At 71.2% G+C, this 21218-nt stretch carries 25 protein-coding genes and 1 riboswitch; of the genes, 14 read left to right on the top strand and 11 right to left on the bottom strand.

Features of this window, described 5'->3' with window-relative positions:
• Window positions 1-2: 2 nt before the first annotated feature.
• On the bottom strand, window positions 3-1169 hold the full coding sequence (locus tag NF20_RS24980; protein ID WP_088294918.1) for an MFS transporter: 1167 nt from the start codon (window positions 1167-1169) through the stop codon (window positions 3-5).
• Here NF20_RS24980 and NF20_RS24975 point away from each other — a divergent pair.
• Genes NF20_RS24975 through NF20_RS24965 form a run of 3 tightly spaced genes read left to right on the top strand, consistent with a single transcriptional unit; the run spans window position 1141 to window position 4981 of the window.
• Window positions 1141-1956: a phosphatidylserine decarboxylase gene (locus tag NF20_RS24975; RefSeq protein ID WP_322887921.1), complete on the top strand. Its 816-nt coding sequence runs from the start codon at window positions 1141-1143 to the stop codon at window positions 1954-1956. The genes NF20_RS24980 and NF20_RS24975 overlap by 29 nt on opposite strands.
• The gene (pssA, locus tag NF20_RS24970; protein ID WP_009979367.1) at window positions 1953-2816 is read left to right on the top strand and encodes a CDP-diacylglycerol--serine O-phosphatidyltransferase; all 864 of its coding nucleotides are present in this window, start codon (window positions 1953-1955) and stop codon (window positions 2814-2816) included. Before NF20_RS24975 ends, pssA begins: the two co-directional genes overlap by 4 nt.
• The gene (locus NF20_RS24965) at window positions 2813-4981 is read left to right on the top strand and encodes an AAA family ATPase (protein ID WP_023866969.1); all 2169 of its coding nucleotides are present in this window, start codon (window positions 2813-2815) and stop codon (window positions 4979-4981) included. Before pssA ends, NF20_RS24965 begins: the two co-directional genes overlap by 4 nt.
• On the opposite strand, the gene NF20_RS24960 is transcribed toward NF20_RS24965, so the two are convergent.
• Complete coding sequence (locus NF20_RS24960) at window positions 4955-5551, bottom strand: TetR/AcrR family transcriptional regulator (protein ID WP_019733701.1); 597 nt, start codon at window positions 5549-5551, stop codon at window positions 4955-4957. The two genes, NF20_RS24965 and NF20_RS24960, sit on opposite strands and share 27 nt — an antisense overlap.
• A 21-nt stretch (window positions 5552-5572) precedes the next feature.
• Here NF20_RS24960 and NF20_RS24955 point away from each other — a divergent pair, with 21 nt between their 5' ends.
• On the top strand, window positions 5573-6355 hold the full coding sequence (locus tag NF20_RS24955; protein ID WP_009979371.1) for a hypothetical protein: 783 nt from the start codon (window positions 5573-5575) through the stop codon (window positions 6353-6355).
• Here the strand turns inward: NF20_RS24955 and NF20_RS24950 are convergent.
• Genes NF20_RS24950 through NF20_RS24920 form a run of 7 tightly spaced genes read right to left on the bottom strand, consistent with a single transcriptional unit; the run spans window position 6309 to window position 11448 of the window.
• Window positions 6309-7127: an enoyl-CoA hydratase/isomerase family protein gene (locus tag NF20_RS24950; protein WP_009979372.1), complete on the bottom strand. Its 819-nt coding sequence runs from the start codon at window positions 7125-7127 to the stop codon at window positions 6309-6311. The genes NF20_RS24955 and NF20_RS24950 overlap by 47 nt on opposite strands.
• A complete protein-coding gene (locus NF20_RS24945; RefSeq protein WP_011726207.1) occupies window positions 7124-8146 on the bottom strand; it encodes a TIGR03617 family F420-dependent LLM class oxidoreductase in 1023 nt (340 codons plus the stop codon). The genes NF20_RS24950 and NF20_RS24945 overlap by 4 nt, the downstream gene beginning before the upstream one ends.
• A gap of 22 nt (window positions 8147-8168) precedes the next feature.
• Window positions 8169-8810, bottom strand: coding sequence for an LON peptidase substrate-binding domain-containing protein (locus tag NF20_RS24940; RefSeq protein ID WP_011726208.1), 642 nt, complete (start codon window positions 8808-8810; stop codon window positions 8169-8171).
• Entirely contained in the window at window positions 8810-9940 is a 1131-nt protein-coding gene (locus NF20_RS24935; protein WP_015632730.1) for a glutamate--cysteine ligase, read from the bottom strand. Before NF20_RS24935 ends, NF20_RS24940 begins: the two co-directional genes overlap by 1 nt.
• The gene (sodC, locus tag NF20_RS24930; RefSeq protein ID WP_009979378.1) at window positions 9930-10613 is read right to left on the bottom strand and encodes a superoxide dismutase[Cu-Zn]; all 684 of its coding nucleotides are present in this window, start codon (window positions 10611-10613) and stop codon (window positions 9930-9932) included. The genes NF20_RS24935 and sodC overlap by 11 nt, the downstream gene beginning before the upstream one ends.
• A gap of 30 nt (window positions 10614-10643) precedes the next feature.
• Window positions 10644-11120: a LytR C-terminal domain-containing protein gene (locus NF20_RS24925; RefSeq protein WP_003873789.1), complete on the bottom strand. Its 477-nt coding sequence runs from the start codon at window positions 11118-11120 to the stop codon at window positions 10644-10646.
• Window positions 11121-11139: 19 nt separating this feature from the next.
• Window positions 11140-11448 carry a DUF3263 domain-containing protein gene (locus NF20_RS24920; protein ID WP_003873790.1) on the bottom strand — a complete coding sequence of 103 codons (309 nt, stop codon included), beginning with the start codon at window positions 11446-11448 and terminating at the stop codon, window positions 11140-11142.
• A gap of 181 nt (window positions 11449-11629) precedes the next feature.
• Here NF20_RS24920 and NF20_RS24915 point away from each other — a divergent pair, with 181 nt between their 5' ends.
• The 4 genes from NF20_RS24915 to NF20_RS24900 all read left to right on the top strand — a co-directional run bounded on the left by NF20_RS24915 (window position 11630) and on the right by NF20_RS24900 (window position 14472).
• Window positions 11630-12223 carry a peptide deformylase gene (locus tag NF20_RS24915; protein ID WP_019733586.1) on the top strand — a complete coding sequence of 198 codons (594 nt, stop codon included), beginning with the start codon at window positions 11630-11632 and terminating at the stop codon, window positions 12221-12223.
• On the top strand, window positions 12223-13026 hold the full coding sequence (locus NF20_RS24910; protein WP_011726210.1) for a hypothetical protein: 804 nt from the start codon (window positions 12223-12225) through the stop codon (window positions 13024-13026). The genes NF20_RS24915 and NF20_RS24910 overlap by 1 nt, the downstream gene beginning before the upstream one ends.
• Before the next feature lie 10 nt (window positions 13027-13036).
• Complete coding sequence (locus NF20_RS24905) at window positions 13037-13855, top strand: exodeoxyribonuclease III (protein WP_011726211.1); 819 nt, start codon at window positions 13037-13039, stop codon at window positions 13853-13855.
• Between the two features lie 167 nt (window positions 13856-14022).
• Window positions 14023-14472 carry a hypothetical protein gene (locus tag NF20_RS24900; RefSeq protein WP_003873794.1) on the top strand — a complete coding sequence of 150 codons (450 nt, stop codon included), beginning with the start codon at window positions 14023-14025 and terminating at the stop codon, window positions 14470-14472.
• 1 nt (window position 14473) lies between these two features.
• Here the strand turns inward: NF20_RS24900 and NF20_RS24895 are convergent, their stop codons facing one another.
• Window positions 14474-14668, bottom strand: coding sequence for an Rv1535 domain-containing protein (locus NF20_RS24895; RefSeq protein WP_009979385.1), 195 nt, complete (start codon window positions 14666-14668; stop codon window positions 14474-14476).
• Between the two features lie 72 nt (window positions 14669-14740).
• Here NF20_RS24895 and NF20_RS24890 point away from each other — a divergent pair, with 72 nt between their 5' ends.
• The 6 genes from NF20_RS24890 (at window position 14741) to NF20_RS24865 (ending at window position 19678) form a co-directional block, all read left to right on the top strand.
• Window positions 14741-15016 (top strand): hypothetical protein, encoded by a 276-nt coding sequence (locus NF20_RS24890; protein WP_003873796.1) that lies wholly within the window; start codon window positions 14741-14743, stop codon window positions 15014-15016.
• A 99-nt stretch (window positions 15017-15115) separates the two neighbouring features.
• A riboswitch (TPP riboswitch) is annotated at window positions 15116-15226 on the top strand.
• A complete protein-coding gene (thiC, locus tag NF20_RS24885; RefSeq protein WP_009979387.1) occupies window positions 15218-16840 on the top strand; it encodes a phosphomethylpyrimidine synthase ThiC in 1623 nt (540 codons plus the stop codon). (Overlaps the previous riboswitch by 9 nt.)
• Window positions 16837-17685, top strand: a complete 849-nt coding sequence (thiD, locus tag NF20_RS24880) for a bifunctional hydroxymethylpyrimidine kinase/phosphomethylpyrimidine kinase (RefSeq protein WP_019733103.1) — start codon at window positions 16837-16839, stop codon at window positions 17683-17685. Before thiC ends, thiD begins: the two co-directional genes overlap by 4 nt.
• Window positions 17682-18305, top strand: a complete 624-nt coding sequence (locus NF20_RS24875; protein WP_011726213.1) for an alpha/beta family hydrolase — start codon at window positions 17682-17684, stop codon at window positions 18303-18305. The genes thiD and NF20_RS24875 overlap by 4 nt, the downstream gene beginning before the upstream one ends.
• A gap of 46 nt (window positions 18306-18351) precedes the next feature.
• The gene (locus NF20_RS24870; protein ID WP_011726214.1) at window positions 18352-18786 is read left to right on the top strand and encodes a MarR family transcriptional regulator; all 435 of its coding nucleotides are present in this window, start codon (window positions 18352-18354) and stop codon (window positions 18784-18786) included.
• A gap of 16 nt (window positions 18787-18802) precedes the next feature.
• On the top strand, window positions 18803-19678 hold the full coding sequence (locus NF20_RS24865; protein ID WP_011726215.1) for an LLM class F420-dependent oxidoreductase: 876 nt from the start codon (window positions 18803-18805) through the stop codon (window positions 19676-19678).
• A gap of 16 nt (window positions 19679-19694) precedes the next feature.
• On the opposite strand, the gene NF20_RS24860 is transcribed toward NF20_RS24865, so the two are convergent.
• The gene (locus NF20_RS24860; RefSeq protein WP_019733104.1) at window positions 19695-21140 is read right to left on the bottom strand and encodes a peptidase; all 1446 of its coding nucleotides are present in this window, start codon (window positions 21138-21140) and stop codon (window positions 19695-19697) included.
• Window positions 21141-21218 lie beyond the last annotated feature (78 nt).

Genomic DNA, 21218 nt, shown 5'->3' with positions numbered 1-21218 from the left:
ATTCAGCCGGCGGGCGCTCGATGGAATTCGTCGGCGGTGTCGAAGGCCGGCGTGTAGCGGATGGCGACGGCGACGATCGTCATCATCACCGGGATGGTGACCAGCGCCCCCGACAGGCCCACCCACTCGGACAGGTGGCCGATCAGCGGCGGGCCCAGCAGATAGCCCAGCCAGCCGGTGGCGGCCACGATCGCGATCGCCGATCCGGCGCCGCGGGCGCCGTAGGCCGCGCTGAACGCGGTGGGCACCAGCAGCGCGACGCCGACGCCCAGCGCGGCGAACCCGAGCACCCCGGCGGCCGCGTCGGCGGTTGCCAGCGTCACGCTCATGCCCGCCACGGCCAGCACCGCCAGCGCCGGCAGCAACCGGCGGCTGGGCAGCCGCGCGTGTAGCCGGCCGGCGGCGAACCGGGTGACGACCATGGTCAGGGTGTAGGCCGCGTAGCTCGCCGCGGCCACGCTCGGGCCGGCGCCGACGACGTCGCGCAGGTAGGTGGCCGACCAGTCGGTGGCCGCTCCCTCGCACAGGAACGACGCGAACGACACGGCCGCCAGGATCGCCACCGCCGGCGTCACCCGCCGGCCCGCGGCCGGTTCCGGCGGCGCGGCCACGGAATCGGCCGCGTCCGGCAGCAGGCGTCGGGTCAGCATTACCACCACGAGGAGCACGACCGCCCCGAGCACCGTCAGCTGAGCGGTCAGGCCGATGCCGGCGCCGACGCAGGCCGCCCCGATCAGCGCCCCGGCCAGGGTGCCCAGGCTCCACATCCCGTGAAAGCGCGCCATCATCGGCGCCCCGGCGCGCCGTTCGACCGTGCCGGCCTGGGTGTTCATCGCGACGTCCAGCGCGCCCTGGAACATCCCCCACAACGCCAGCGCCGCGAACAGCGCCGGCCCGGACCGGGCCAGCCCCACCGTCGTCCCGGCCGCCGCGTAGCCGGCGACGGTGACCGGGATCAGCCGGTGGCTCCCCCAGCGCGGCAGCGCCCAGTGGCCGGCCAGCGTGGCCAGCACCGAGCCCAGCGGAGCGCCGAACAACGCCGTGCCCAGCGCGGCGTCGTCCAGGCCGAGTCCGGCTTTGACCTGCGGAATGTGGGCGGCCCACGACGCGAACAGCAGGCCGTGAGCAACGAACACCGCGGTGACACCGCGTTTGGCCCGACTCAGCATCTCGACGGTGAACGTTCCCTTCGCGGGCGGCGACGAATCCGTCACCGGCTCCGTAAGATGGCCGCGTGGCACGACGCCCCCGCACCATCGGCCCCTCGGCTTCCGACCCCGGTTTCAGCCCCCAGCATGCGCTGGAGTTGGTGCGCTCCGCCATCCCGCCGGTGCATCCGGCCGGCCGGCCGTTCGTCGGCGCCGGGCTGGCGCTGGCGCTGGCCGGGCGCCGGCACCGCTGGCTGCGCCGGGCGGCCTGCTGGCGGCGGGGGCGTGCGCGGGATTCTTCCGGCACCCGCCCCGGGTGCCGCCGGCCCGGCCCGGCGCGATCGTCGCGCCCGCCGACGGCGAGATCTGCGTGATCGACGTCGCCACCCCGCCCGCCGAATTGAGCATGGGCGACGTGGCGCTGCCGCGGGTCAGCATTTTCCTGTCGCTGCTGGACGCCCACGTGCAGCGGGCCCCGGTCAGCGGCGAGGTGATCGACGTGCAGCACCGGCCGGGCCGGTTCGGGTCGGCCGACCTGGCGGCCGCGAGCACCGAGAACGAACGCACCAGCCTGCGCATCCGCACCCCCGGCGGCGCGGAGGTGGTCGCGGTCCAGGTCGCCGGGCTGCTGGCGCGGCGCATCATCTGCGACGCGCACGTCGGCGACAAGCTGTCGATCGGCGACACCTACGGCCTGATCCGCTTCGGCTCCCGGCTGGACACCTACCTGCCGGCGGGCGCACAGCCGCTGGTGACCGTCGGCCAACGCGCCATCGCCGGCGAGACCGTGCTGGCCGAGCTGCCATGATCAGCAAGCCGCGCGGCCGCCGGGCAGTCAATCTGCAGATCCTGCCCAGCGCGATGACGGTGCTCTCGGTGTGCGCGGGGCTGACCTCGATCCGGTTCGCCCTCGAGCACCAGCCCAAGGCCGCGATGGCGCTGATCGCGGCGGCCGCGATCCTGGACGGGCTGGACGGCCGGGTGGCGCGGATCCTGGACGCTCAGTCCCGGATGGGCGAGGAGATCGACTCGCTGGCCGACGCGGTGAACTTCGGGGTGACCCCGGCGATCGTGCTCTACGTGACGCTGCTGACCACGTCGCCGGCCGGGTGGGTGGCGATCCTGCTCTACGCGGTGTGCGTGGTGTTGCGGCTGGCCCGGTTCAACGCGCTGCTGGACGACGGCAGCCAGCCCGCCTACACCCACGAGTTCTTCATCGGCATGCCGGCGCCGGCCGGCGCGGTGTCGATGATCGGCCTGATCGGACTCAAGCTGCAGTTCGGCGACGGCTGGTGGACGTCCCCGCTGTTTTTGTGCATCTGGATCACCGGGACGTCGATCCTGATGGTCAGCAAGATCCCGATGCGCAAGATGCACGCGGTGGCGGTGCCGCCGAGTTGGGCGGCGCCGCTGCTGGCGGTGCTGGCGATCTGCGCGGCGGCGGCGGTGCTGGCGCCCTACGTGCTGATCTGGGTGATCATCGTCGCCTACCTGTGCCACGTGCCGTTCGCGGTGCGCAACCAGCGCTGGCTGGCCGCGCACCCCGAGGCGTGGGACGAGGCGCCCAAGCAGCGCCGCGCCGCCCGGCGGGCGATCCGCCGGGCACAGCCCAACCGCCGGTCGGTGACGCGGCTGGGCCTGCGCAAGCCGGGCAGGCGCGTGCCGTGACCGGTTCCGGCTCGGCGCGTCAACTCACGCTGACCGCCCGGCTGAACACCTCGGCCGTCGACTCCCGTCGCGGCGTCGTCCGCCTGCACGCGAGTGCCGTTGCGGCCCTTGGCATTCGGGAGTGGGACGCGGTGTCGCTGATCGGTTCGCGCACCACCGCGGCGGTGGCCGGCCTGGCCGGCCCCGAAATACCCTCCGGCACCGTGTTGCTCGACGACGTGACGCTGTCCAACGCCGGCCTGCGCGACGGGACCGCCGTGGTGGTCAGCCCGGTCACCGTGTACGGCGCGCGGTCGGTGACCCTGTCCGGCTCGCCGCTGACCACCCGGTCGGTGTCACCGGTCACGCTGCGTCAGGCGCTGCTGGGCAAGGTGCTCACCGTCGGCGACGCGGTGTCGCTGCTGCCCCGCGACCTCGGGCCCGGCACCTCGACGTCCGAGGCGACCCGCGCGCTGGCCGCCGCGGTGGGCATCAGCTGGACCTCCGAGCTGCTGACCGTCACCGGCGTCGACCCGGACGGGCCGGTCAGCGTGCAACCCAACTCGCTGGTCGGCTGGGGCGCCGGGGCGGCGCCCGCGGCGGCGTCGCGGGTCTCGGTCGAGGTGGCCCGCCCGCAGACGGTGGTCGAGGAGCTCAAGGGCTGCCAGCCGCAGGCCGCCAAGCTGGTCGAATGGCTCAAGCTCGCGCTGGACGAGCCGCACCTGCTCAAGACCCTGGGCGCGGCCACCTTCCTGGGCGTGCTGGTGACCGGCCCGGCCGGGGTGGGCAAGGTGACGCTGGTGCGCGCGGTGTGCGGGGATCGCCGGCTGGTCACGCTGGACGGCCCGGAGGTCGGCGCGCTGGGCGCCGACGACCGGCTCAAGGCGGTGGCCTCGGCCGTGCAGACGGTCCGCGACGGCGGCGGCGTGCTGCTGATCACCGACGTCGACGCCCTGCTGCCGGCCACCGCCGAGCCGGTGGCCTCGTTGATCCTCGCCGAGCTGCGCGGCGCGGTGGCCAGCGAGGGTGTCGCCCTGATCGCCACCTCGGCGCGCCCCGACCAGCTCGACGCCAGGCTGCGCGCGCCGGACCTGTGCGACCGGGAGCTGAGCCTGCCGCTGCCCGACGCCGCCACCCGCAAGGCCCTGCTGGAGTCGCTGCTGCGCAACGTGCCCACCGATGGCCTCGATTTGGATGAAATTGCTTCTTGCACACCGGGTTTCGTCGTCGCCGACCTGGCCGCGCTGATCCGCGAGGCGGCGCTGCGGGCGGCGTCGCGGGCCAGCTCCGACGGCCGTCCCCCCGCGCTGCACCAGGAGGACCTCACCGGCGCGCTGAGCGTGATCAGGCCGCTGTCCCGCTCGGCCGCCGAAGAGGTCAGCGTCGGGGACATCACCCTCGACGACGTCGGTGACATGGCGCAGGCCCGGCAGGCGCTCACCGAGGCGGTGTTGTGGCCGCTGCAGCATCCGGACACGTTCGCCCGGCTGGGTGTGCAGCCGCCGCGCGGGGTGCTGCTGTACGGGCCGCCCGGCTGCGGCAAGACCTTCGTGGTGCGCGCGCTGGCCAGCACCGGCCAGCTGTCGGTGCACGCCGTCAAGGGCTCCGAGCTGATGGACAAGTGGGTGGGCAGCTCGGAAAAGGCGGTGCGCGAACTGTTTCGGCGGGCCCGCGATTCGGCGCCCGCGCTGATCTTTCTCGACGAGGTGGACGCGCTGGCCCCGCGGCGCGGGCAGAGCTTCGACTCCGGGGTGACCGACCGGGTGGTGGCCGCGCTGCTGACCGAGCTGGACGGCGTCGACCCGCTGCGCGACGTCGTGGTGCTGGGCGCCACCAACCGGCCCGACCTCATCGACCCCGCGCTGCTGCGGCCGGGCCGGCTGGAGCGGCTGGTGTTCGTGGAGCCGCCCGACGCCGCGGCGCGGCGCGAAATCCTGCGCACCGCGGGCAAATCGATTCCGCTGAGCGCTGACGTCGACCTCGACGAGCTGGCCGCCGGCCTGGACGGCTACAGCGCCGCCGACTGCGTGGCGCTGCTGCGCGAGGCCGCGCTGACGGCCATGCGCCGGTCCATCGACGCCACCGACGTGACGGCCGCCGACCTCGCCGCGGCTCGCGAAAACGTCCGTCCCTCTTTGGATCCCGCGCAGGTCGCGTCGCTACGGGCGTTCGCCGAAGCTCCGTAGCACGGCCCGGGCCGACGCGGCCACGTCGGTTTCGAGCCAGGACGGCATCGGGTCGTCGTGCGCGTGACGGCGCACCACGGCATACGGCAGGTCGGCGACGGCGCGGGCGACGGCGTCGACCGATCGCGGCCGGGCGTTCCCGTACAGGTGCCGGGCCAACTGCGCCAGCCGCTGGGTCAGCGGGGCGTTCATCGCGGCCAGCGTCTGCCGGAACGCAGCGTCGGGCTCGCCGTCGAGCAGGTCGCCCGGGCGGATCGTCAGCAGCAGCCGGGCGTCGTCGGGCAGGGCGCGGGCGAAGCTGACCGCGGCCACGGCCATCGCCACCGCGGTGTCCTCCGGGGTGTCGCCGTCGGCGGCCAGCGCCCGGGCCTGGAAGCGTTCCAGCGCCCGCAGCCACGCCGCGGTCAGGATGCCGTCGCGGTTGCCGAACCGGTGATACAGCGTGCCCGCCGGCGCGCCACTGGCTGTCGCGATCGCTGCCACGCTGGCCGTGCGCGGCCCGCCGTCGAGCACCAGAGCCCGGGCGGCGTCGAGGATCACATCGGTTTCATGCTTCCGCGGAGGCGCCATGATCTAGTACATTCCTTCTATATGGAACGATTACCCTATATCGATGAGCATGCCATAACCATCGAGGCCAACCGCGACGACACGTGGGCGGCGCTGCTGCGGGTGCTGTGCCGCGACCCGCGCGACCCGTCGACCGTGCCGCTGGGCTTCGCCCTGGACGAGGCCCGGCCGCCGGTGCGGTTCGCGCTGAAGGGCCGCCACCCGTTCGCGGTGTACCGGTGGGTGTTCGAGCTGGACGCGCTCGACGGCCCGGCACGCACCCGGCTGCGGGCGGCCACCTGGGCGGCCTTCCCGGGGGTGCACGGCAAGGCCTACCGGGCGCTGGTCATCGGCACCGGCGGGCACCGCATCGTCGTTCGGCGCACGCTGAACCGTGTCGCCCGGGCCGCCGCGCGGGCCGACTACACCGACGTGTTCGAAGCACCTCTGCCCCAAGGGGATTCGCGCAGCGCCGAGGAGACCTTTCGCGACGCGGTGGGGCGTCCGGGCGCGGGCGGCGACGCGGTGCGCTGGGTGCACCGGCACGTGCTGCGGCTGGGCGGGTGGACGATCGTCCGTTCGGCTCGCGACGAAGTCGTGCTCGCCGCGCGCGGGCCGCTGCTGTGCGGCGAGCTGACCTTGCGCCGTCACGACGATCGGCGCGCCGCCCTGACCACGCGGGTGCGCTACCGCCGCCCGATCGCCGCCCGGGCGGTGTGGGCACTGGTCGGTCCGCTGCATCGCCGGGCGGCGCCGCGGCTGATGCGGCGCGCCGCCGTCATGGCTCCGGCAGCGGCTCCCACTCCGACGACAGCCGCGCGGTGAAGCGCGGCGCCCGGTGCTCGCGGAACGCGGCGACGCCCTCGGCGGCGTCGGCGCCTCCCATCACCCGTTCGTGCAGCAGGGTTTCCAGCGCGGCGACCTGTCGCGGTGGGTAGCGATTGATCGCGCTGTCCCACAGCAGGCGTTTGCACAGCGCCGCCGACATCGGCGCCACGTTGACGGCGATGTCGCGGGCCAGCGCCATCGCCTCGTCGAGCACCCGATCGGCGGGCAGCGCGCGGTTGGCGACGCCGAGCGCGGCCGCCTCGGCGCCGCCGAACATCCGCCCGGTGAGCAGCAGCTCGGCGGCCACCCCCAGGTTGGTCAACTGGGGTAGCGTCCAGTGCGCCATGCAGTCGGGTAGCACACCCCGGCGCACCTGCACCACACCGTATTTGGCGTCCGCGGCGACGATGCGGATGTCGGCCTGCAACGCGATGGTCAGGCCGATCCCGACGGCGTGGCCGTTGACCGCGGCGATCACCGGTTTGCGCAACTCGAACGCCGCCGGGGTGATCGGTGAGGCGGTGAAGGCGCCGTCGCCGGCCGGGGCGTCGAACGGGCTTGCGCCGCCGGAGAAGTCGGCCCCGGCGCAAAAGGCGCGCCCGGCGCCGGTCAGCACGATGACCCGGACGTCGTCGTCCTCGTCGCACTCGCGGTAGGCGCGGCTCAGCAGCTCGCCCATCGCGGCGGTGTAGGCGTTCAGCCGCTCGGGCCGGTTGAGCGTGAGAACCGCGACGCCCGAGTCGATTTCGACGGTCAGGTCGGCGGTCACGGCAGCGCCGGCACCCGGTGCAGGGCGCCGATCAGGTCGGCGACGTCCGCGGGGCGGGGGGTGTAGCCCGGAAAGTAACAGCACACCTCGTCGGCGTGCTCGCCGAACCGGGCGGCGATCTGCTCGGCACACTGCTCGGGTGTTCCCACGATCCCGATCCGGGCCACCAGCTCGTCGGTGATCAGCCCGCGCATCTGCGCGAAGCGGCCCTGCTTGGACAGCGCGTTGAGCTCGGGCTGGATGCCGTCCCAACCCTCGACCTGCAGCACCGGCAGGTAGGCCGGCGTGGAGCCGTAAAAGGCGATGAGGGAGGCCACCCCGTCGATCGCCGTCGCCAGGTCGGCCTCGTCGCGGCCGACGGCCACCATGGCCTGGGCGATGATCGGGAACTCGGTCAAGGTCCGCCCCGAACGGCGCAGCCCCTCGCCGATGGCGGGCAGGGTGCGCTCGGCGAAGTGGCGGGCGCTGTTGAACGGCATCACCAGCAGCCCGTCGGCGACCTCGGCGGCGGTGCGGGTCATCATCGGACCCAGCGCGCCCAGCAGCACCGGCGGCGGCCCGTACGGGTTGGGGCCGGGATCGAAGGTGGGCGCCATGATGGTGTGCGTGTAGAACTCACCGCGAAAATCCAGGCGGGCCCGGCCTTCCCACGCGGCGAAGATCGCCTTGATCGCCGAGATGGCCTCGGCCATCCGCGCCGCGGGCGGCTCCCACTTACTGCCGTAACGCTTTTCGACGTGCACCTTGATCTGCGAGCCCAGCCCCAGCCGGAACCGGCCGCCGCTGTAGAGCTGCAGGTCGTAGGCCGCGTAGGCCAGGTGCATCGGACTGCGCGGCGGGGCGATTGCCACGTTGGTCATCAGCTCGCACCCGGTGGCCTCGGCGGCGATTAGCAGCGGGAAGAAGACGTCGTGCTGACCCTCGAAGGTGAACAGGCCGTCGGCGCCGGTCGCGGCGATCTCGGCGGCACTTGCCGCCGCCCGCACCGGCGAACCGTCGACCTGCAGCTGAACCTTCATCGTAAGCTCCTGTCGCGCAGCGCTATTCGGATAGCTGGAACTCGACCACTTCGGTCACCGCGTCCACGGCCTCGCGCAGCGCGGCCAGGCGCTCGGCGGCCGACGGCGCGCAGAGCACCGTGTAGCGGTCGGCTGTGCCGATCGGGATGCGGGAGGCCAGCTCGTAGAGGCGTTGCCCGGGCGGGCGTTCCGGATCGTGGCGGCCCAGCAGCAGGTCGCGCCCGGGCAGGGTGATGCCGCGCGCCTGGGCGATCCGCTCGAACAGCGCCACCGCGCGGTCTTCCACGCCGCGCAGCTGCTCCGGCGTCACCACGGCGCCGGGCTCGTCGGGCCACGGCATCACCGTTGCCCGGGGATAGGGGTCGTCGGGCAGCCACTCGGACACCCGAATGCGTTGCCCGGTACGGCAATTCAGCAAGTACCGGCCGGCGCCCTGGTCGACGCAGTCGACGATCCGGGACAGCACCCCCACGTCGCAGCGCGCGTCACCGCCGCCCACCTCGCGGCCGCGGGCGATCAGCACCACCCCGAACTGCTCGCCGGTGTCCAGGCAGTGCCGCACCAGCGCGCCGTAGCGGGGCTCGAAGATCCGCAACGGCAGGTCCTGGTCGGGCAGCAGCGCCGACTCCAGCGGAAACATCGGCAGCGCAACAGGTTCGGTCATCAGATCTCCAGCTCGGCCACCAGCGCGTCGACGACCGCGCGCAGGTCGCCGTCGTGTTCCTCGGCCACCCGGCGCTGACGCTGGTATGACGCGCCGTGGCGGGGGATGTCGGCCACCGCGGCCAGCTCGTCGGCGCACTGCAGCTTGCGGGCGACCGGCTCCAGCCGGTTGAGCACGTCGTCGAGGTCCTCGGTGACCAGGCGTTCGTTGCTGTCGGCGTCCAGGATGATCACCGCGTCCAGGCCGTAGCGGGCGGCGCGCCACTTGTTCTCCTGGTGATGCCAGGGCGGCATGGTCGGCAACGACTCGTCGGCCTCCAGCCTGCGATCCAGGTCGACCACCAGGCAGTGCGTCAGCGCCACCAGCGCGGCCAGCTCGTGCAGGTTGGACACGCCGTCGCAGATCCGCATCTCCAGCGTGCCCAGGTGCGGGGAAGGCCTGATGTCCCAACGGACTTCGTCGACGTGGTCGATGATGCCGGTCTTCTTCTGGTCGTAGACGAAGCCCTCGAACTCCGCCCAGGTCTGGAACTGGAACGGCAGCCCGGCGGTGGGCAGCTGCTGGAACATCATCGCCCGGTTGCTGGCGTAGCCCGTGTCCACCCCGGTCCACCACGGCGAGGACGCCGACAGCGCCAGCAGGTGCGGGTAGTAGTTCAGCAGCGACGTCATGATCGGCATCACCTTGTTCGGCGAGGAGATCCCGACGTGCACGTGCACCCCCCAGATCAGCATCTGCCGTCCCCACCACTGGGTGCGCTTGATCAGCTCGGCGTAGCGCGGGGCGTCGGTGAGCTTCTGGGTCGTCCACTGCGCGAACGGATGTGCGCCGGCGCAGAACAGTTCCATGCCGCGGTCCCGCACGATCCGGCGCGCGGGCCCCAGGGTCTGCCGCAGATCCTCCATCGCCTCGGGCACGGTCCGGCAGATGCCGCTGACCACCTCGACGGTGTTGCGCAGCAATTCCTTGTGCACGCGCGGGTTTTCGCCGATCTCGGCGATCACCGCGGTGGCCTCGTTGCTCAGGTCGCGGGTCTGCGCGTCGACGAGCGCGAACTCCCACTCCACCCCGATGGTCGGCCGCGGCGAGCGGGCGAAATCGATGTGCGCGTCGCCCCGTCTAGCCGGCACCGATGACACCGCACGCCACCCGCTTGCCGGCGTCACCGGTGCTCATCGTCATCTCGTCGGGGCCCGGTGTTCCGTTGGTCTGGTTGTAGCGCTCCGCCGGGATGTTGGCGAAGTTGTCCGCGCCGGCGTGGATGATGATCGCCGTCTTCTGCCCGCCGAGCAGATCCTCCATGGTGAAGGCGTCGGTGGTGGTCACCAGCGTCCCGGAGCCGTCCTTGCGCACCTGCAGCGAGGTCAGGTCGCCGCTGGCGGGTTCGCCGGTGTGCCCGGGCGCCTGGAAATGCCCTCCGGCGGACAGGAAGTCCCCCGGGGCGCCGCCGGTCGGGGCGACCGAGCTGGGTTCGCACTTGCCGACCTTGTGGATGTGCACCCCGTGGAAGCCGGGCGTGAGCACGCCGTTGGCCGTCGTCTCGATGGTGACGGTGGCGTAGCCGTTGCTGAACTCGAACTTCGCGGTCGCGACCTGGGTGCCGTCCGGCGCCTTGAGGTGGGTGGTGATGCTGGGCGCCGCGGCCGGCGCGGCCTCGGCTGCGCCCGCGCCCGACGGCGACGGCGATCCGGTCCACACCGCGGGGGTGGTACCCGGCAGCGACGACGCGTGCTGGGGCGACGAACAGGCGCCCAGCGCCACGACGCAACCGGCCAGAACCACGGGAGGCAGCAGCTTGGGCATAGCCAGCAGCCTAACGCTTCGCCGGCCCGCTCAGCCCGCGACGAGGACGATGACACCCGGGGGTTGGCCGCTCAGCGCGGGGATGCGCGGCTCGACCGGCGCGCCCAGGTTTTTGCCCACCGCGTCGGCGGTGGCGTGCTCGTCGTCGGCGTCGGTGTAGTAGACCGTGGTGGCCGAGACGTCGGGCACGGCCAGGTTGTCGACCTTGGTGACCTTGAACCCGGCGGACGTCAGCTGATCCTTGGTGCGCGCCGCCACGCCCTCTTTCGAGGAGATGTTGTACACCTGCACCTCGGCCTGGTTGGCCGCCGGCTTGTTAGTCGGCGAGGCGGACGCCGAACTGGTGGCCGTCGAGCTGGACACCGGCGACGCCGAATCGTCCTCGGAGTTCCCGGACGAACCCAGCGCCTGCCACCCGAGCAGCAGGAAGATGACGCCGAGGAACAACAGCACCATCACCATGGCCCGCAAAGGCAGTCCAGTGGAGTCGGGAACTCGTTCTTTCATCGAGCCCTACTGTAACGAGTCAGGTCACCTCGAAGCCGAGCCGCCGCGCCGCACGCGCTTTCTGCCTGCTGGCGCGCAGCCGCCGCAGCCGTTTCACCAGCATCGGGTCGGCGGCCAGCGCCTCGGGCCGGTCGACGAGCGCGTTGAGCACCTGGTAGTACCGCGTCGCCGACATCGAGAACAGCTCTTTGATGGCGTCTTCCTTCACACCGGCGAACTTCCACCACTGGCGTTCGAACGCCAGGATGTCGTGTTCGCGGCGGGTCAGCCCATCTGCGATCTCGGCGTCGTCCCCCGATCGATTTGCCCGCGCCATGGCGCTGTCCATATCGCTTCCCCTGGACCCTTTCGGCGAATTCCGAACTGCTCGAATGACTTGGCTTAGCTAAGCGCGTGGTTTGCGCGAATTATTGAAACACGCCCCAAACCCTCAAGCCGTCATCCAGACCCGCGAGTCGGCCGATTGACCCAGATTGCCCACCCGCGAGCGTGCGGTAGCTTAGCCGACCATGGCAGTCGTACCGATCCGCATCGTGGGAGATCCCGTCCTGCACACCCCGACACAGCCGGTGCCGGTCGGTGACGACGGTTCCCTGCCGGCGGATCTGGTCAAGCTGATCGCCGACATGTACGACACCATGGACGCCGCCCACGGGGTCGGCTTGGCCGCCAACCAGATCGGGGTCGGGTTGCGGGTGTTCGTCTACGACTGCGCCGACGACCGGGGGCTGACCGAGCGGCGGCGCGGCGTGGTTGTCAACCCGGTGCTGGAGACCTCCGAGATCCCCGAGACCATGCCCGACCCGGACACCGACGACGAGGGCTGCCTGTCGGTGCCCGGCGAATCGTTCCCCACCGGGCGGGCCAGCTGGGCGCGGGTCACCGGGCTGGACGCCGACGGCAGCCCGGTGTCCATCGAGGGCCACGGCCTGTTCGCCCGGATGCTGCAGCACGAGACCGGGCACCTGGACGGCTTCCTGTATCTGGACCGGCTCATCGGCCGGTATGCCCGCAGCGCGAAACGGGCCGTCAAATCCCACAACTGGGGTGTGCCCGGCCTGTCCTGGATGCCCGGCGAGGGACCGGACCCGTTCGGTCACTGATGTTCTCGTGGCCCGACCCGGGGACCCGGGTGACGGTTCGCTACCGGCGCCCGCCCGGATCGGTGCCGCCGCTGACCGACGCGGTGGGCCGGCTGCTGACGGTCGATCCGACGGTGCGGGTGCAGACCAAGACCGGCGCGGTCGTCGAGTTCGCGCCCGCCGACGTGGTTGCGCTGCGGGTGCTCACCGACACCCCGATCCGCACCTCGCAGATCCGCGCGCTCGAACACGCCGCCGCCGCGGCCTGGCCCGCCGCGGAGCAGACCTGGCTGCACGGCTGGCTGCTGCGGGCCGGCCCGCCATCCGGCCGGCCCGCCGGGCCCGCAGCCGATTCCGCTGTGCCGCTGGACCTTTCCGCTCACGCCGATGCCATCCCGGAGATCGCCGGCTGGTACCAGCGACGCGGCCTGACGCCGCGACTGGCCGTCCCGGACCGGATGCTGACGCCGCCGCCCGGGCTGGCCTGCGAGCGCACCGAACGGGTTGTGGTGCAAGACCTTTCCCGCCCGTCCGGCGACGAACCCGGGGTTCGGGTCGACGCGTCCGTCGCGCAGGCCGCGCTGAGCGCCGCACCCGACGGCGCCCGGTGGGTGGGGCTGTGGGTGCCGCCCGGCGGGCACCACGCCGAGGCCCGCGCCGGGTGCGAGGCGCTGCTGGCGTGGGGCGCCGGGCGGGGCGCCACGCGCGCCTATCTGGCGGTGCCCGACGACGACGCCGCGGCGCTGGAACTGGCCGGGGCGCTGGGTTTCCGGCTGCACCACCGGCGCCGCTACCTGACGGTCCCGGCCGGGCCGGTGGGATAGTTTCTAGTCCGTGCGGCTGGCCACCTGGAATGTGAACTCGATTCGCTCCCGGCTGCCCCGGGTGCTGGACTGGCTGGCCCGCACCGACGTCGACGTGCTGGCCATGCAGGAGACCAAGTGCGCCGACGGCCAGTTCCCGACGTTGCCGTTCTTCGAACTCGGCTACGAGGTCGCCCACGTCGGCTTCAACCAGTGGAACGGTGTGGCGATCGCCTCCCGGGTCGGCCTGGACGACGTACGGGTCGGCTTCGAGGGCCAGCCGAGCTGGAGCGGCAAGCCGGAGGTCGCCGCCGCCGCGGAGGCCCGCGCCCTGGCCGCCACCTGCGCCGGTGTGCGGATCTGGAGCCTCTACGTTCCCAACGGCCGCGCGGTGGGCGACCCGCACTACGCCTACAAGCTGGATTGGCTTGCCGCCCTGCGTGATTCGGCGGCGGGCTGGCTGCGCGAGGATCCCGCCGCCCAGATCGCGCTGGCCGGGGACTGGAACATCGCCCCGCAGGACGACGACGTGTGGAGCATGGAGTTCTTCGCCGGCGCCACCCACGTCTCCGAGCCGGAGCGGCGCGCGTTCAACGCCATCCTCGACGCGCAATTCGCGGACCTGGTACGGCCTTTCGCGCCGGGCCCGGGGGTGTACACGTACTGGGACTACACCGCGCTGCGGTTCCCGAAACGGCAAGGCATGCGCATCGATTTCATCCTGGGCTCCCCCGCGTTGGCGCGCCGCGTGACGCACGCGCAGATCGACCGCGAGGAGCGCAAGGGCAAGGGCGCCAGCGATCACGCGCCGGTGCTGGTCGATGTGAGCCGCGGCGAGCCACCGTCCTAGGGAGAAATCCGGCACCGCTTCTCGTTGTCTGCCGCGCGGCAAGGTGGCAGGCTTTGCAAAATCAGGAGCGGAAACAGCATTGCCTAGTTGTTAAGCCTGCGTTCAGCGGGTATTACTCGCTGCCGACGCCGGCGCGCGGCGTACGCAATCAAAGCCAGGGAGTCATCATGAGTGTCATCGGCGGAGCAGTCCGGGGCGTGAGTCAGGCGGTGAACCGCGCCGCGTCCGCGACGACCGCGGCCGCCGGTGCCGTGGGCGGCGCGGCGGTCAACGGCGTCATCGGCGGCGTCACCGGAGCCGCGGAGGGCGTCAAACGCGGAATGAACAGCGGCAGCCATTCCACACCCGCGGCCGCGCTGGCCTTCGGCGCGCTCGGCGTCGCGGGACTCGTGGAGTGGCCGGTGCTGCTGGCCGTCGGCGGCGGCGCCTTGCTGCTGCAGCGGTTGAACCGCAAGGAGCGCCAGCCCGAGCCGCGGGCGGTCAAGGCGAACCTGAAGTCGGTGCCGGCGGAATCGGCGCCGGCCCGCAAGGCGCCGGCCAAGACCGCCGCCAAGTCGACGGCCAAGAAGGCCCCGGGGCGCCGCGCCGGTGCCGGCGACTTGCGCAGCACCAACTGAGCTAGACGGCCACCCGGTCGGCCCGATGGGCCGACGGATCCGGACAGATCGGGCCCGCCGCCGCGGCGCGCGTCCGATCGTCGTCGCGAATCTCGACCACCCCGACGCGCCACAACAGCGCATACAGTTCAACTAGCGGCACCTTCAGCACCGAAGCAAACGACGAAACTAGCGGATCGCCCCCGGTGTCGGTCATCGTCGACATAGTTCCGACGGTGGACGCGCGACCCAGCGAGTCGGGAAACCCTTCGTTACCGAAAGGCAAATGATGGCGGAAAAGAAGGCGAGGCGCGGCACGTCCCAGCGCGAGGCGGTGGAAAAGATCCGGGAGGGCGAAACCTTCGTGGTGAACCTTCCGGGCCTGGGCCAGGTCGAGATTCCCCGGCCCGAGCAGCTGGCCTACTTCGGCGGGCTGGCCGCCCTGGCGGCGCTGGAGCTCATCGACTGGCCGGTGGCCGTGGTCATCGCCGCGGGGCACCTGCTGGCCAGCAATCACCACAACAAGATCCTCGAGGAGCTCGGGGAGGCGATGGAGGAGGTGTGAGGGTCAGCGCGCGGTGACCGCGCGGCACGAACCGGCGGGAATAGGGCCGTCGGCCATGCCATGCGGTTGCCGGTGGGGGTAACGTCGCGTGCGGACCCATCCATCAGACGCGGGAGCGCACGCCGAGTGTGCTGAGAGGACGGCTCGGGGCCGTCGACCGTACGAACCTGACCGGGTAATGCCGGCGTAGGGAGATGAAAAATGACCGCAATTGTCGAACCGAGCGTGACCACCGGGCCCATCGCGGGCAGCAGCAAGGTCTACCGCGAACTGGACGGGGTGCCCGGTGCCCGGGTTCCGTTCCGCCGCGTCCACCTGTCCACAGGCGACCACTTCGACCTCTACGACACCTCCGGCCCCTACACCGATCCGGACGCGACGATCGACCTGACGGCCGGGCTGCCGGCGCGGCCGGGCCGGGTGCGCGACCGCGGCACCCAGCTGCAGCGGGCCCGGGCCGGCGAGATCACCGCGGAGATGGCGTTCATCGCCGCCCGCGAGGGCATGCCGGCGGAGTTGGTGCGCGACGAGGTCGCCCGCGGCCGCGCCGTGATCCCGGCCAACCACAACCATCCCGAGATCGAGCCGATGATCATCGGCAAGGCATTCGCCACCAAGGTCAACGCGAACATCGGCAACTCGGCGGTGACCAGCTCGATCGCCGAGGAGGTCGACAAGATGGTGTGGGCCACCCGGTGGGGTGCGGACACCATCATGGACCTGTCCACCGGCAAGAACATCCACGAGACCCGCGAATGGATCCTGCGCAATTCGCCGGTGCCGGTCGGCACCGTACCGATCTATCAGGCGCTGGAGAAGGTCAAGGGCGATCCGACCCTGCTGACCTGGGAGATCTACCGCGACACCGTGATCGAGCAGTGCGAGCAGGGCGTGGACTACATGACCGTGCACGCCGGTGTGCTGCTGCGCTACGTGCCGCTGACCGCCAAGAGGGTCACCGGCATCGTGTCCCGCGGCGGGTCGATCATGGCCGCCTGGTGCCTGGCGCATCACCGAGAGTCGTTCCTGTACACCAACTTCGACGAGCTGTGCGAGATCTTCGCCCGCTATGACGTCACCTTCTCCCTGGGCGACGGCCTGCGGCCCGGCTCGATCGCCGACGCCAACGACGCCGCGCAGTTCGCCGAGCTGCGCACCCTGGGCGAGCTGACCAAGATCGCGAAATCCCATGGCGTGCAAGTGATGATCGAAGGCCCCGGGCACGTTCCGATGCACAAGATCGTCGAGAACGTGCGGCTGGAGGAGGAGTGGTGCGAGGAGGCCCCGTTCTACACGCTGGGTCCGCTGGCCACCGACATCGCCCCGGCCTACGACCACATCACCTCGGCGATCGGCGCGGCCATCATCGCCCAGGCGGGCACCGCGATGCTGTGCTACGTGACCCCGAAGGAGCACCTGGGGCTGCCGGACCGCAAGGACGTCAAGGACGGCGTGATCGCCTACAAGATCGCCGCGCACGCCGGCGACCTGGCCAAGGGGCACCCGCACGCGCAGGAGCGCGATAATGCGTTGAGCCAGGCGCGTTTCGAGTTCCGCTGGAACGACCAGTTCGCGCTGTCGCTGGATCCCGACACCGCGCGGGAGTATCACGACGAGACGCTGCCCGCCGAGCCCGCCAAGACCGCGCACTTCTGCTCGATGTGCGGGCCGAAGTTCTGCTCGATGCGCATCACCCAGGACGTCCGCGACTATGCGGCCAAGCACGGGCTGGACAGCGAGGAAGCGATCGAGGCGGCCATGGCCGACAAGTCTCGCGAGTTCGCCGAGCACGGCAACCGGGTGTATCTACCGCTGGCACAGTGACGGGGCCGCCGCCGACGCTGCCACTGGCGCCGCCGGGCACCACGCCGCGTCGCGTGCTGTCCATCGCCGGATCCGACTCCGGGGGTGGTGCGGGCATCCAGGCCGACCTGCGCACCATGGCGATGCTGGGCGTGCACGCCTGCGTCGCGGTGACCGCGGTGACCGTGCAGAACACGTTGGGGGTCAACAGCTTTCACGAGGTGCCCGCCGACGTGGTGGCCGGCCAGATCGAGGCGGTCGCCGGCGACATCGGCATCCAGGCGGCCAAGACCGGCATGCTGGCGTCCTCGCCCATCATCGCCGAGGTGGCCGCGACCTGGCGCCGGCTCGGGTTGTCGGTGCCGCTGGTGGTCGACCCGGTGTGCGCGTCCATGCACGGTGACCCGCTGCTGGCCGCCGACGCGCTGGACACCCTGCGCGGCCAATTGTTCCCGCTGGCCACCCTGGTGACGCCGAACCTCGACGAGGTCCGGTTGCTGGTGGACATCGACGTGACCGACGCCGCGTCGCAGCGGGATGCGGCCAAGGCCCTGCACGCGCTGGGCCCGCAATGGGTGTTGGTCAAGGGCGGGCATCTGCGGTCGTCGCAACGCAGCTGCGACCTGCTCTACGACGGCGACTCGTGCTACGAGTTCGACGCGCACCGGCTGAACACCGGCAACGACCACGGCGGCGGCGACACGCTGGCCAGTGCCGTCGCCTGTGCGCTTGCGCACGGCTTCACCGTGCCGGATGCGGTCGCCTTCGGAAAGCGTTGGGTCACCGAGTGTTTGCGCGCCTCCTATCCGCTGGGCCACGGCCACGGCCCCGTCTCCGCGTTGTTCCGGTTGTCGGGGGACGGATGAACCTCGACCGGATCGCGGGCATCGCCCACCGGCCCGACGGCACCCCCGAAGGCGTGGTGGTGCTCACCCACGGCGCCGGCGGCAACCGGGATTCGCCACTGCTGCAGCAGGTTTGCGATGAGTGGGCCCAGCGCGGCTGGCTGGCGGTGCGCTACAACCTGCCGTTCCGCCGGCGCCGGCCCACCGGCCCGCCGTCCGGGTCGGGCGCCGCCGACCGTGCCGGCATCGTCGAGGCGATCACGCTGTGCCGCGGGCTTGCCGACGGCCCGCTGATCGCCGGCGGCCATTCGTACGGGGGCCGGCAGACGTCCATGGTGGTCGCCGCCGGTGACGCCGCGGTGGACGTGCTGACGCTGTTCTCCTACCCGGTCCATCCGCCCGGCAAGCCGGAACGGGCCCGCACCGAGCATCTGCCGGCCATCACGGTGCCGACGGTCTTCACCCACGGGACGTCGGATCCCTTCGGGACGCCCGAGGAGCTCAACGCGGCCGCCGCGTTGGTCGGCGGAAGGACGGCGGTGGTCGAGATCGCCAGCGCCCGACACGATCTGCGGTCCAAGACGCTGAACGTGGCGGCGCTGGCCGTCGACGCCGCGCTGCAGCTGCTCGGCCGGAATTAGACAGTTTTAGCTGGACAGTTTTGACTGTGCAGTTTAGGCTGGCCGTGTGGATGGCGTCAGCGACTCCGCGGTGGCGGCCGCGCGCGATATCCGGGTGGTGTTCAGCCGGCTGCGGCGCCGGCTGAAGGACATCGCGGTCGACGGGTTGACCCCGTCGCAGACGGCGGTGCTCACCCGGCTGTGGAAAGAGGGACCGTCGTCGGCCAGCGCACTGGCCGCGGCGGAACGGGTGCGCCCGCAGTCGATGGCGACCATCCTGGCTGCGCTGGGCCAACGCCGGCTCATCGAACGCAGTCCCGATCCGAATGACAAGCGGCGCCAGGTCGTCTCGTTGACCGCGGCCGGCCGCAAGCGCGCCGAGAGCGACCGTCGTGCCCGGGAGGAGTGGCTGGCCCGCGCCATCCAGGAGCGCTACACGGAGGCGGAGCGGCGCGTCATCGTCGAGGCGCTGTCGCTGCTCGAGCGCTTGACCGAGCAATAGCAGAGAGGGACCCACCATGGAATTGGGATTGCATTTCATCGACTTTCTGCCCGGCGACCCGGCACGGCTGGGCCCGACGCTGAGCGAGGCGGCCCGCGCCGCCGAACAGGGCGGTGCCACGCTGTTCACCCTGGCCGATCACTTCTTCCAGATGGAACAGCTTGGGCCCGCGGAGAATCCGTTCCTCGAGGGCTACACATCGCTGGGATTTCTGGCCGCGCAGACCTCCACGATCGAGCTGGCGTTGCTGGTTACCGGGGTCACGTATCGCTATCCCGGGGTGTTGGCCAAGACGGTCACCACCCTGGACGTGTTGTCGCAGGGCCGGTCGATACTGGGGCTCGGTGCGGCCTGGTACGAACGCGAGCACACCGCGTTGGGCATTCCGTATCCCGCGCTGAGCACACGGTTCGAGATGCTCGAGGAAACCCTGCAGATCTGCCTGCAGATGTGGAGCGATGACAACGGCGCGTATCAGGGCAAGCACTACCGGCTGGCCGAGACGATCTGTGCGCCACAGCCGATTCGGCGCCCGCCGATCCTGATCGGCGGGGACGGCGAGAAGGAGACGCTGCGTCTGGTCGCGCAGTACGCCGACGTCTGGAACAGCATGTCGAACGACCTCGCCGAGCTCGAGCACAAGATCGAGGTGCTACACCGGCACTGCGACGCGGTGGGCCGCGACCCGCGGGACATCCGTAAAACGTGCGGTGGCCTGGCGACCCTCGACCCGTTCGAAGATCTGGACGAATACCTCAGGACGGTGGAACGTTTGGGCCGGCTCGGCATCGAGATGATCAACGTGGGGCCGCTGCCCGGCAATCCGGATCCCGTCGGCTATATTCGCCGGCTGGGCGATGAGGTGATCCCCCGGCTCGCCGAAATCGGTTGATGGCGCTTGGTTTTCGCTACCCCGGATAGCGCGAGTAGCAGGCGTCCGCGTTGCCGGTCACGCCGCCGCGGAACGCCGCGATGCGGGTGAAACCGGCCGGCACGCTGGTGCCGTCGGCGTCGCTGGCGACCAGATGGTTGGTCAGCAGGCCGGCCACCGCCTCGTCGAGATCGCCTGCGGTGAGCAGCAATTGGTTGTGTGAGGGCAGCTCGATGGGCTCGGCCATCCTGCGGTGCACCACGCCGGTCAGGCAGGCGGTCCGCAGCGCGGTCCACGGGCTCTGCATGGCCAGGCCGCGTTCATGCTGCACCGCCAGCGCGTAGCGCGACATCACCACGGACAGGGCGGTGTCGTCGCCCTGGGGCAGGGTGTGTTCGTTCTCGTCGGCGACCCTGCCCAGCGCGGCCAGCTTGGGCAGGTCGACCGCGATGGTGTTGGTGGCCGGACAGTAGGACGCCGGCGGGCTGGGCTTGGCGTCGGGGCATGTGGCCGGCTGGTAGGACAGCGCGGGCGGATTGGCCGGCGCGAAGATCTTTCCCAGCAGCTCCATCAACGTGGACAGCGTGTCCTGGTTGATCGGGACCTCACCGGTCTCCGGTCTGCCGCTGGTGTCCACCCGCAGGGCGTAGGGCAGGTCGCCGCGGCGCTGCTCGATTTCCTTGCGGTTGATCGACGCACAGGCCGAGGCGCCGTTGAGGAAACCCATTTGGAAGGCGCTGATCCGGTCCAGCGCCGAGCCGTGCGCGTCGTCGTTCGCGGTCTCGCTGTCCATCACCGGGTCGCGCGTGGTGATGATCCCGGCCAGCACATGGTCGAGCCCGTCGGCGGTGCTCAGCGTGAAGCGCGGCGACTTGCCGTCGGCAACCCAGAACAGATAGACCCCGGCGAAGCAGTCGGCCTGCTGTTCGCGCACGATGGTCGCATCGCGTTTGGTCACCAGTGCGGCCATCTGCTGCAGCGCGTGCCCGAACTCGTGCGCCAGCACACCGGTCACCGACATGTCGCCGAAATACTTCTGCGCCACGGGCATGAAAACGCCGCGGTCCCAGGCGATCAGGTTGCACCGCGAGGTGTAGAACGCGTTGACCAGTTGGTAGGTGTCGTTGTGGCACACGATCGGACTGCTCGGATCGGTCGAGTTGTAGGACACGATCTTGCTGATCGGAACGAATTTGCCCTTCAGCGATTGGCCGTACACCGAGCGCCAGTAGTCCTCGATGTCGTTGATCGACAGCAACGACAGCGAGTCGATCGACCCGTTGTCGGTGTTGAGCACCTTGCCGGTGGGGGCGGGGGCGTTGGAGCGGATGCCGCTGGGCCCGTTGGTCGCGGGCAGACCACCAACCAGGAACGGGTCGTTGAGCATCGACAGCGCGCGTCCCTCGACGAACGTCGAGCAACCCGCCACCAGCAGCACCGCCGCGGCCGACACGAATGCCGACCTGAGCGCGTGGCTGTGCATGGCTCAGTGTAGAGCGACCGGCCGTCGCCGGGGGCAAGAAAGGCGCTGGCTCCCTTCAAGGGATCTCGCGATTTCTCA

It is taken from the genome of Mycobacterium sp. MAC_080597_8934, from assembly GCF_000523975.1.
In the GTDB taxonomy this organism is placed as follows: Bacteria; Actinomycetota; Actinomycetes; order Mycobacteriales; family Mycobacteriaceae; genus Mycobacterium; species Mycobacterium avium.
The sequence above is the reverse complement of the archived record's forward strand: the minus strand, read 5'-3'. Positions and strand labels throughout refer to the sequence as shown.

Coding starts and splice junctions, on each gene's coding strand:
- NF20_RS24980 (WP_088294918.1), bottom strand. CDS start 1,169: ATGCTGAGTCGGGCCAAACGCGGTGTCACCGCGGTGTTCGTTGCTCAC.
- pssA (WP_009979367.1), top strand. CDS start 1,953: ATGATCAGCAAGCCGCGCGGCCGCCGGGCAGTCAATCTGCAGATCCTG.
- NF20_RS24960 (WP_019733701.1), bottom strand. CDS start 5,551: ATGGCGCCTCCGCGGAAGCATGAAACCGATGTGATCCTCGACGCCGCC.
- NF20_RS24955 (WP_009979371.1), top strand. CDS start 5,573: ATGGAACGATTACCCTATATCGATGAGCATGCCATAACCATCGAGGCC.
- NF20_RS24945 (WP_011726207.1), bottom strand. CDS start 8,146: ATGAAGGTTCAGCTGCAGGTCGACGGTTCGCCGGTGCGGGCGGCGGCA.
- NF20_RS24940 (WP_011726208.1), bottom strand. CDS start 8,810: ATGACCGAACCTGTTGCGCTGCCGATGTTTCCGCTGGAGTCGGCGCTG.
- sodC (WP_009979378.1), bottom strand. CDS start 10,613: ATGCCCAAGCTGCTGCCTCCCGTGGTTCTGGCCGGTTGCGTCGTGGCG.
- NF20_RS24925 (WP_003873789.1), bottom strand. CDS start 11,120: ATGAAAGAACGAGTTCCCGACTCCACTGGACTGCCTTTGCGGGCCATG.
- NF20_RS24920 (WP_003873790.1), bottom strand. CDS start 11,448: ATGGACAGCGCCATGGCGCGGGCAAATCGATCGGGGGACGACGCCGAG.
- NF20_RS24915 (WP_019733586.1), top strand. CDS start 11,630: ATGGCAGTCGTACCGATCCGCATCGTGGGAGATCCCGTCCTGCACACC.
- NF20_RS24910 (WP_011726210.1), top strand. CDS start 12,223: ATGTTCTCGTGGCCCGACCCGGGGACCCGGGTGACGGTTCGCTACCGG.
- NF20_RS24900 (WP_003873794.1), top strand. CDS start 14,023: ATGAGTGTCATCGGCGGAGCAGTCCGGGGCGTGAGTCAGGCGGTGAAC.
- NF20_RS24895 (WP_009979385.1), bottom strand. CDS start 14,668: ATGACCGACACCGGGGGCGATCCGCTAGTTTCGTCGTTTGCTTCGGTG.
- NF20_RS24890 (WP_003873796.1), top strand. CDS start 14,741: ATGGCGGAAAAGAAGGCGAGGCGCGGCACGTCCCAGCGCGAGGCGGTG.
- thiC (WP_009979387.1), top strand. CDS start 15,218: ATGACCGCAATTGTCGAACCGAGCGTGACCACCGGGCCCATCGCGGGC.
- NF20_RS24875 (WP_011726213.1), top strand. CDS start 17,682: ATGAACCTCGACCGGATCGCGGGCATCGCCCACCGGCCCGACGGCACC.
- NF20_RS24865 (WP_011726215.1), top strand. CDS start 18,803: ATGGAATTGGGATTGCATTTCATCGACTTTCTGCCCGGCGACCCGGCA.
- NF20_RS24860 (WP_019733104.1), bottom strand. CDS start 21,140: ATGCACAGCCACGCGCTCAGGTCGGCATTCGTGTCGGCCGCGGCGGTG.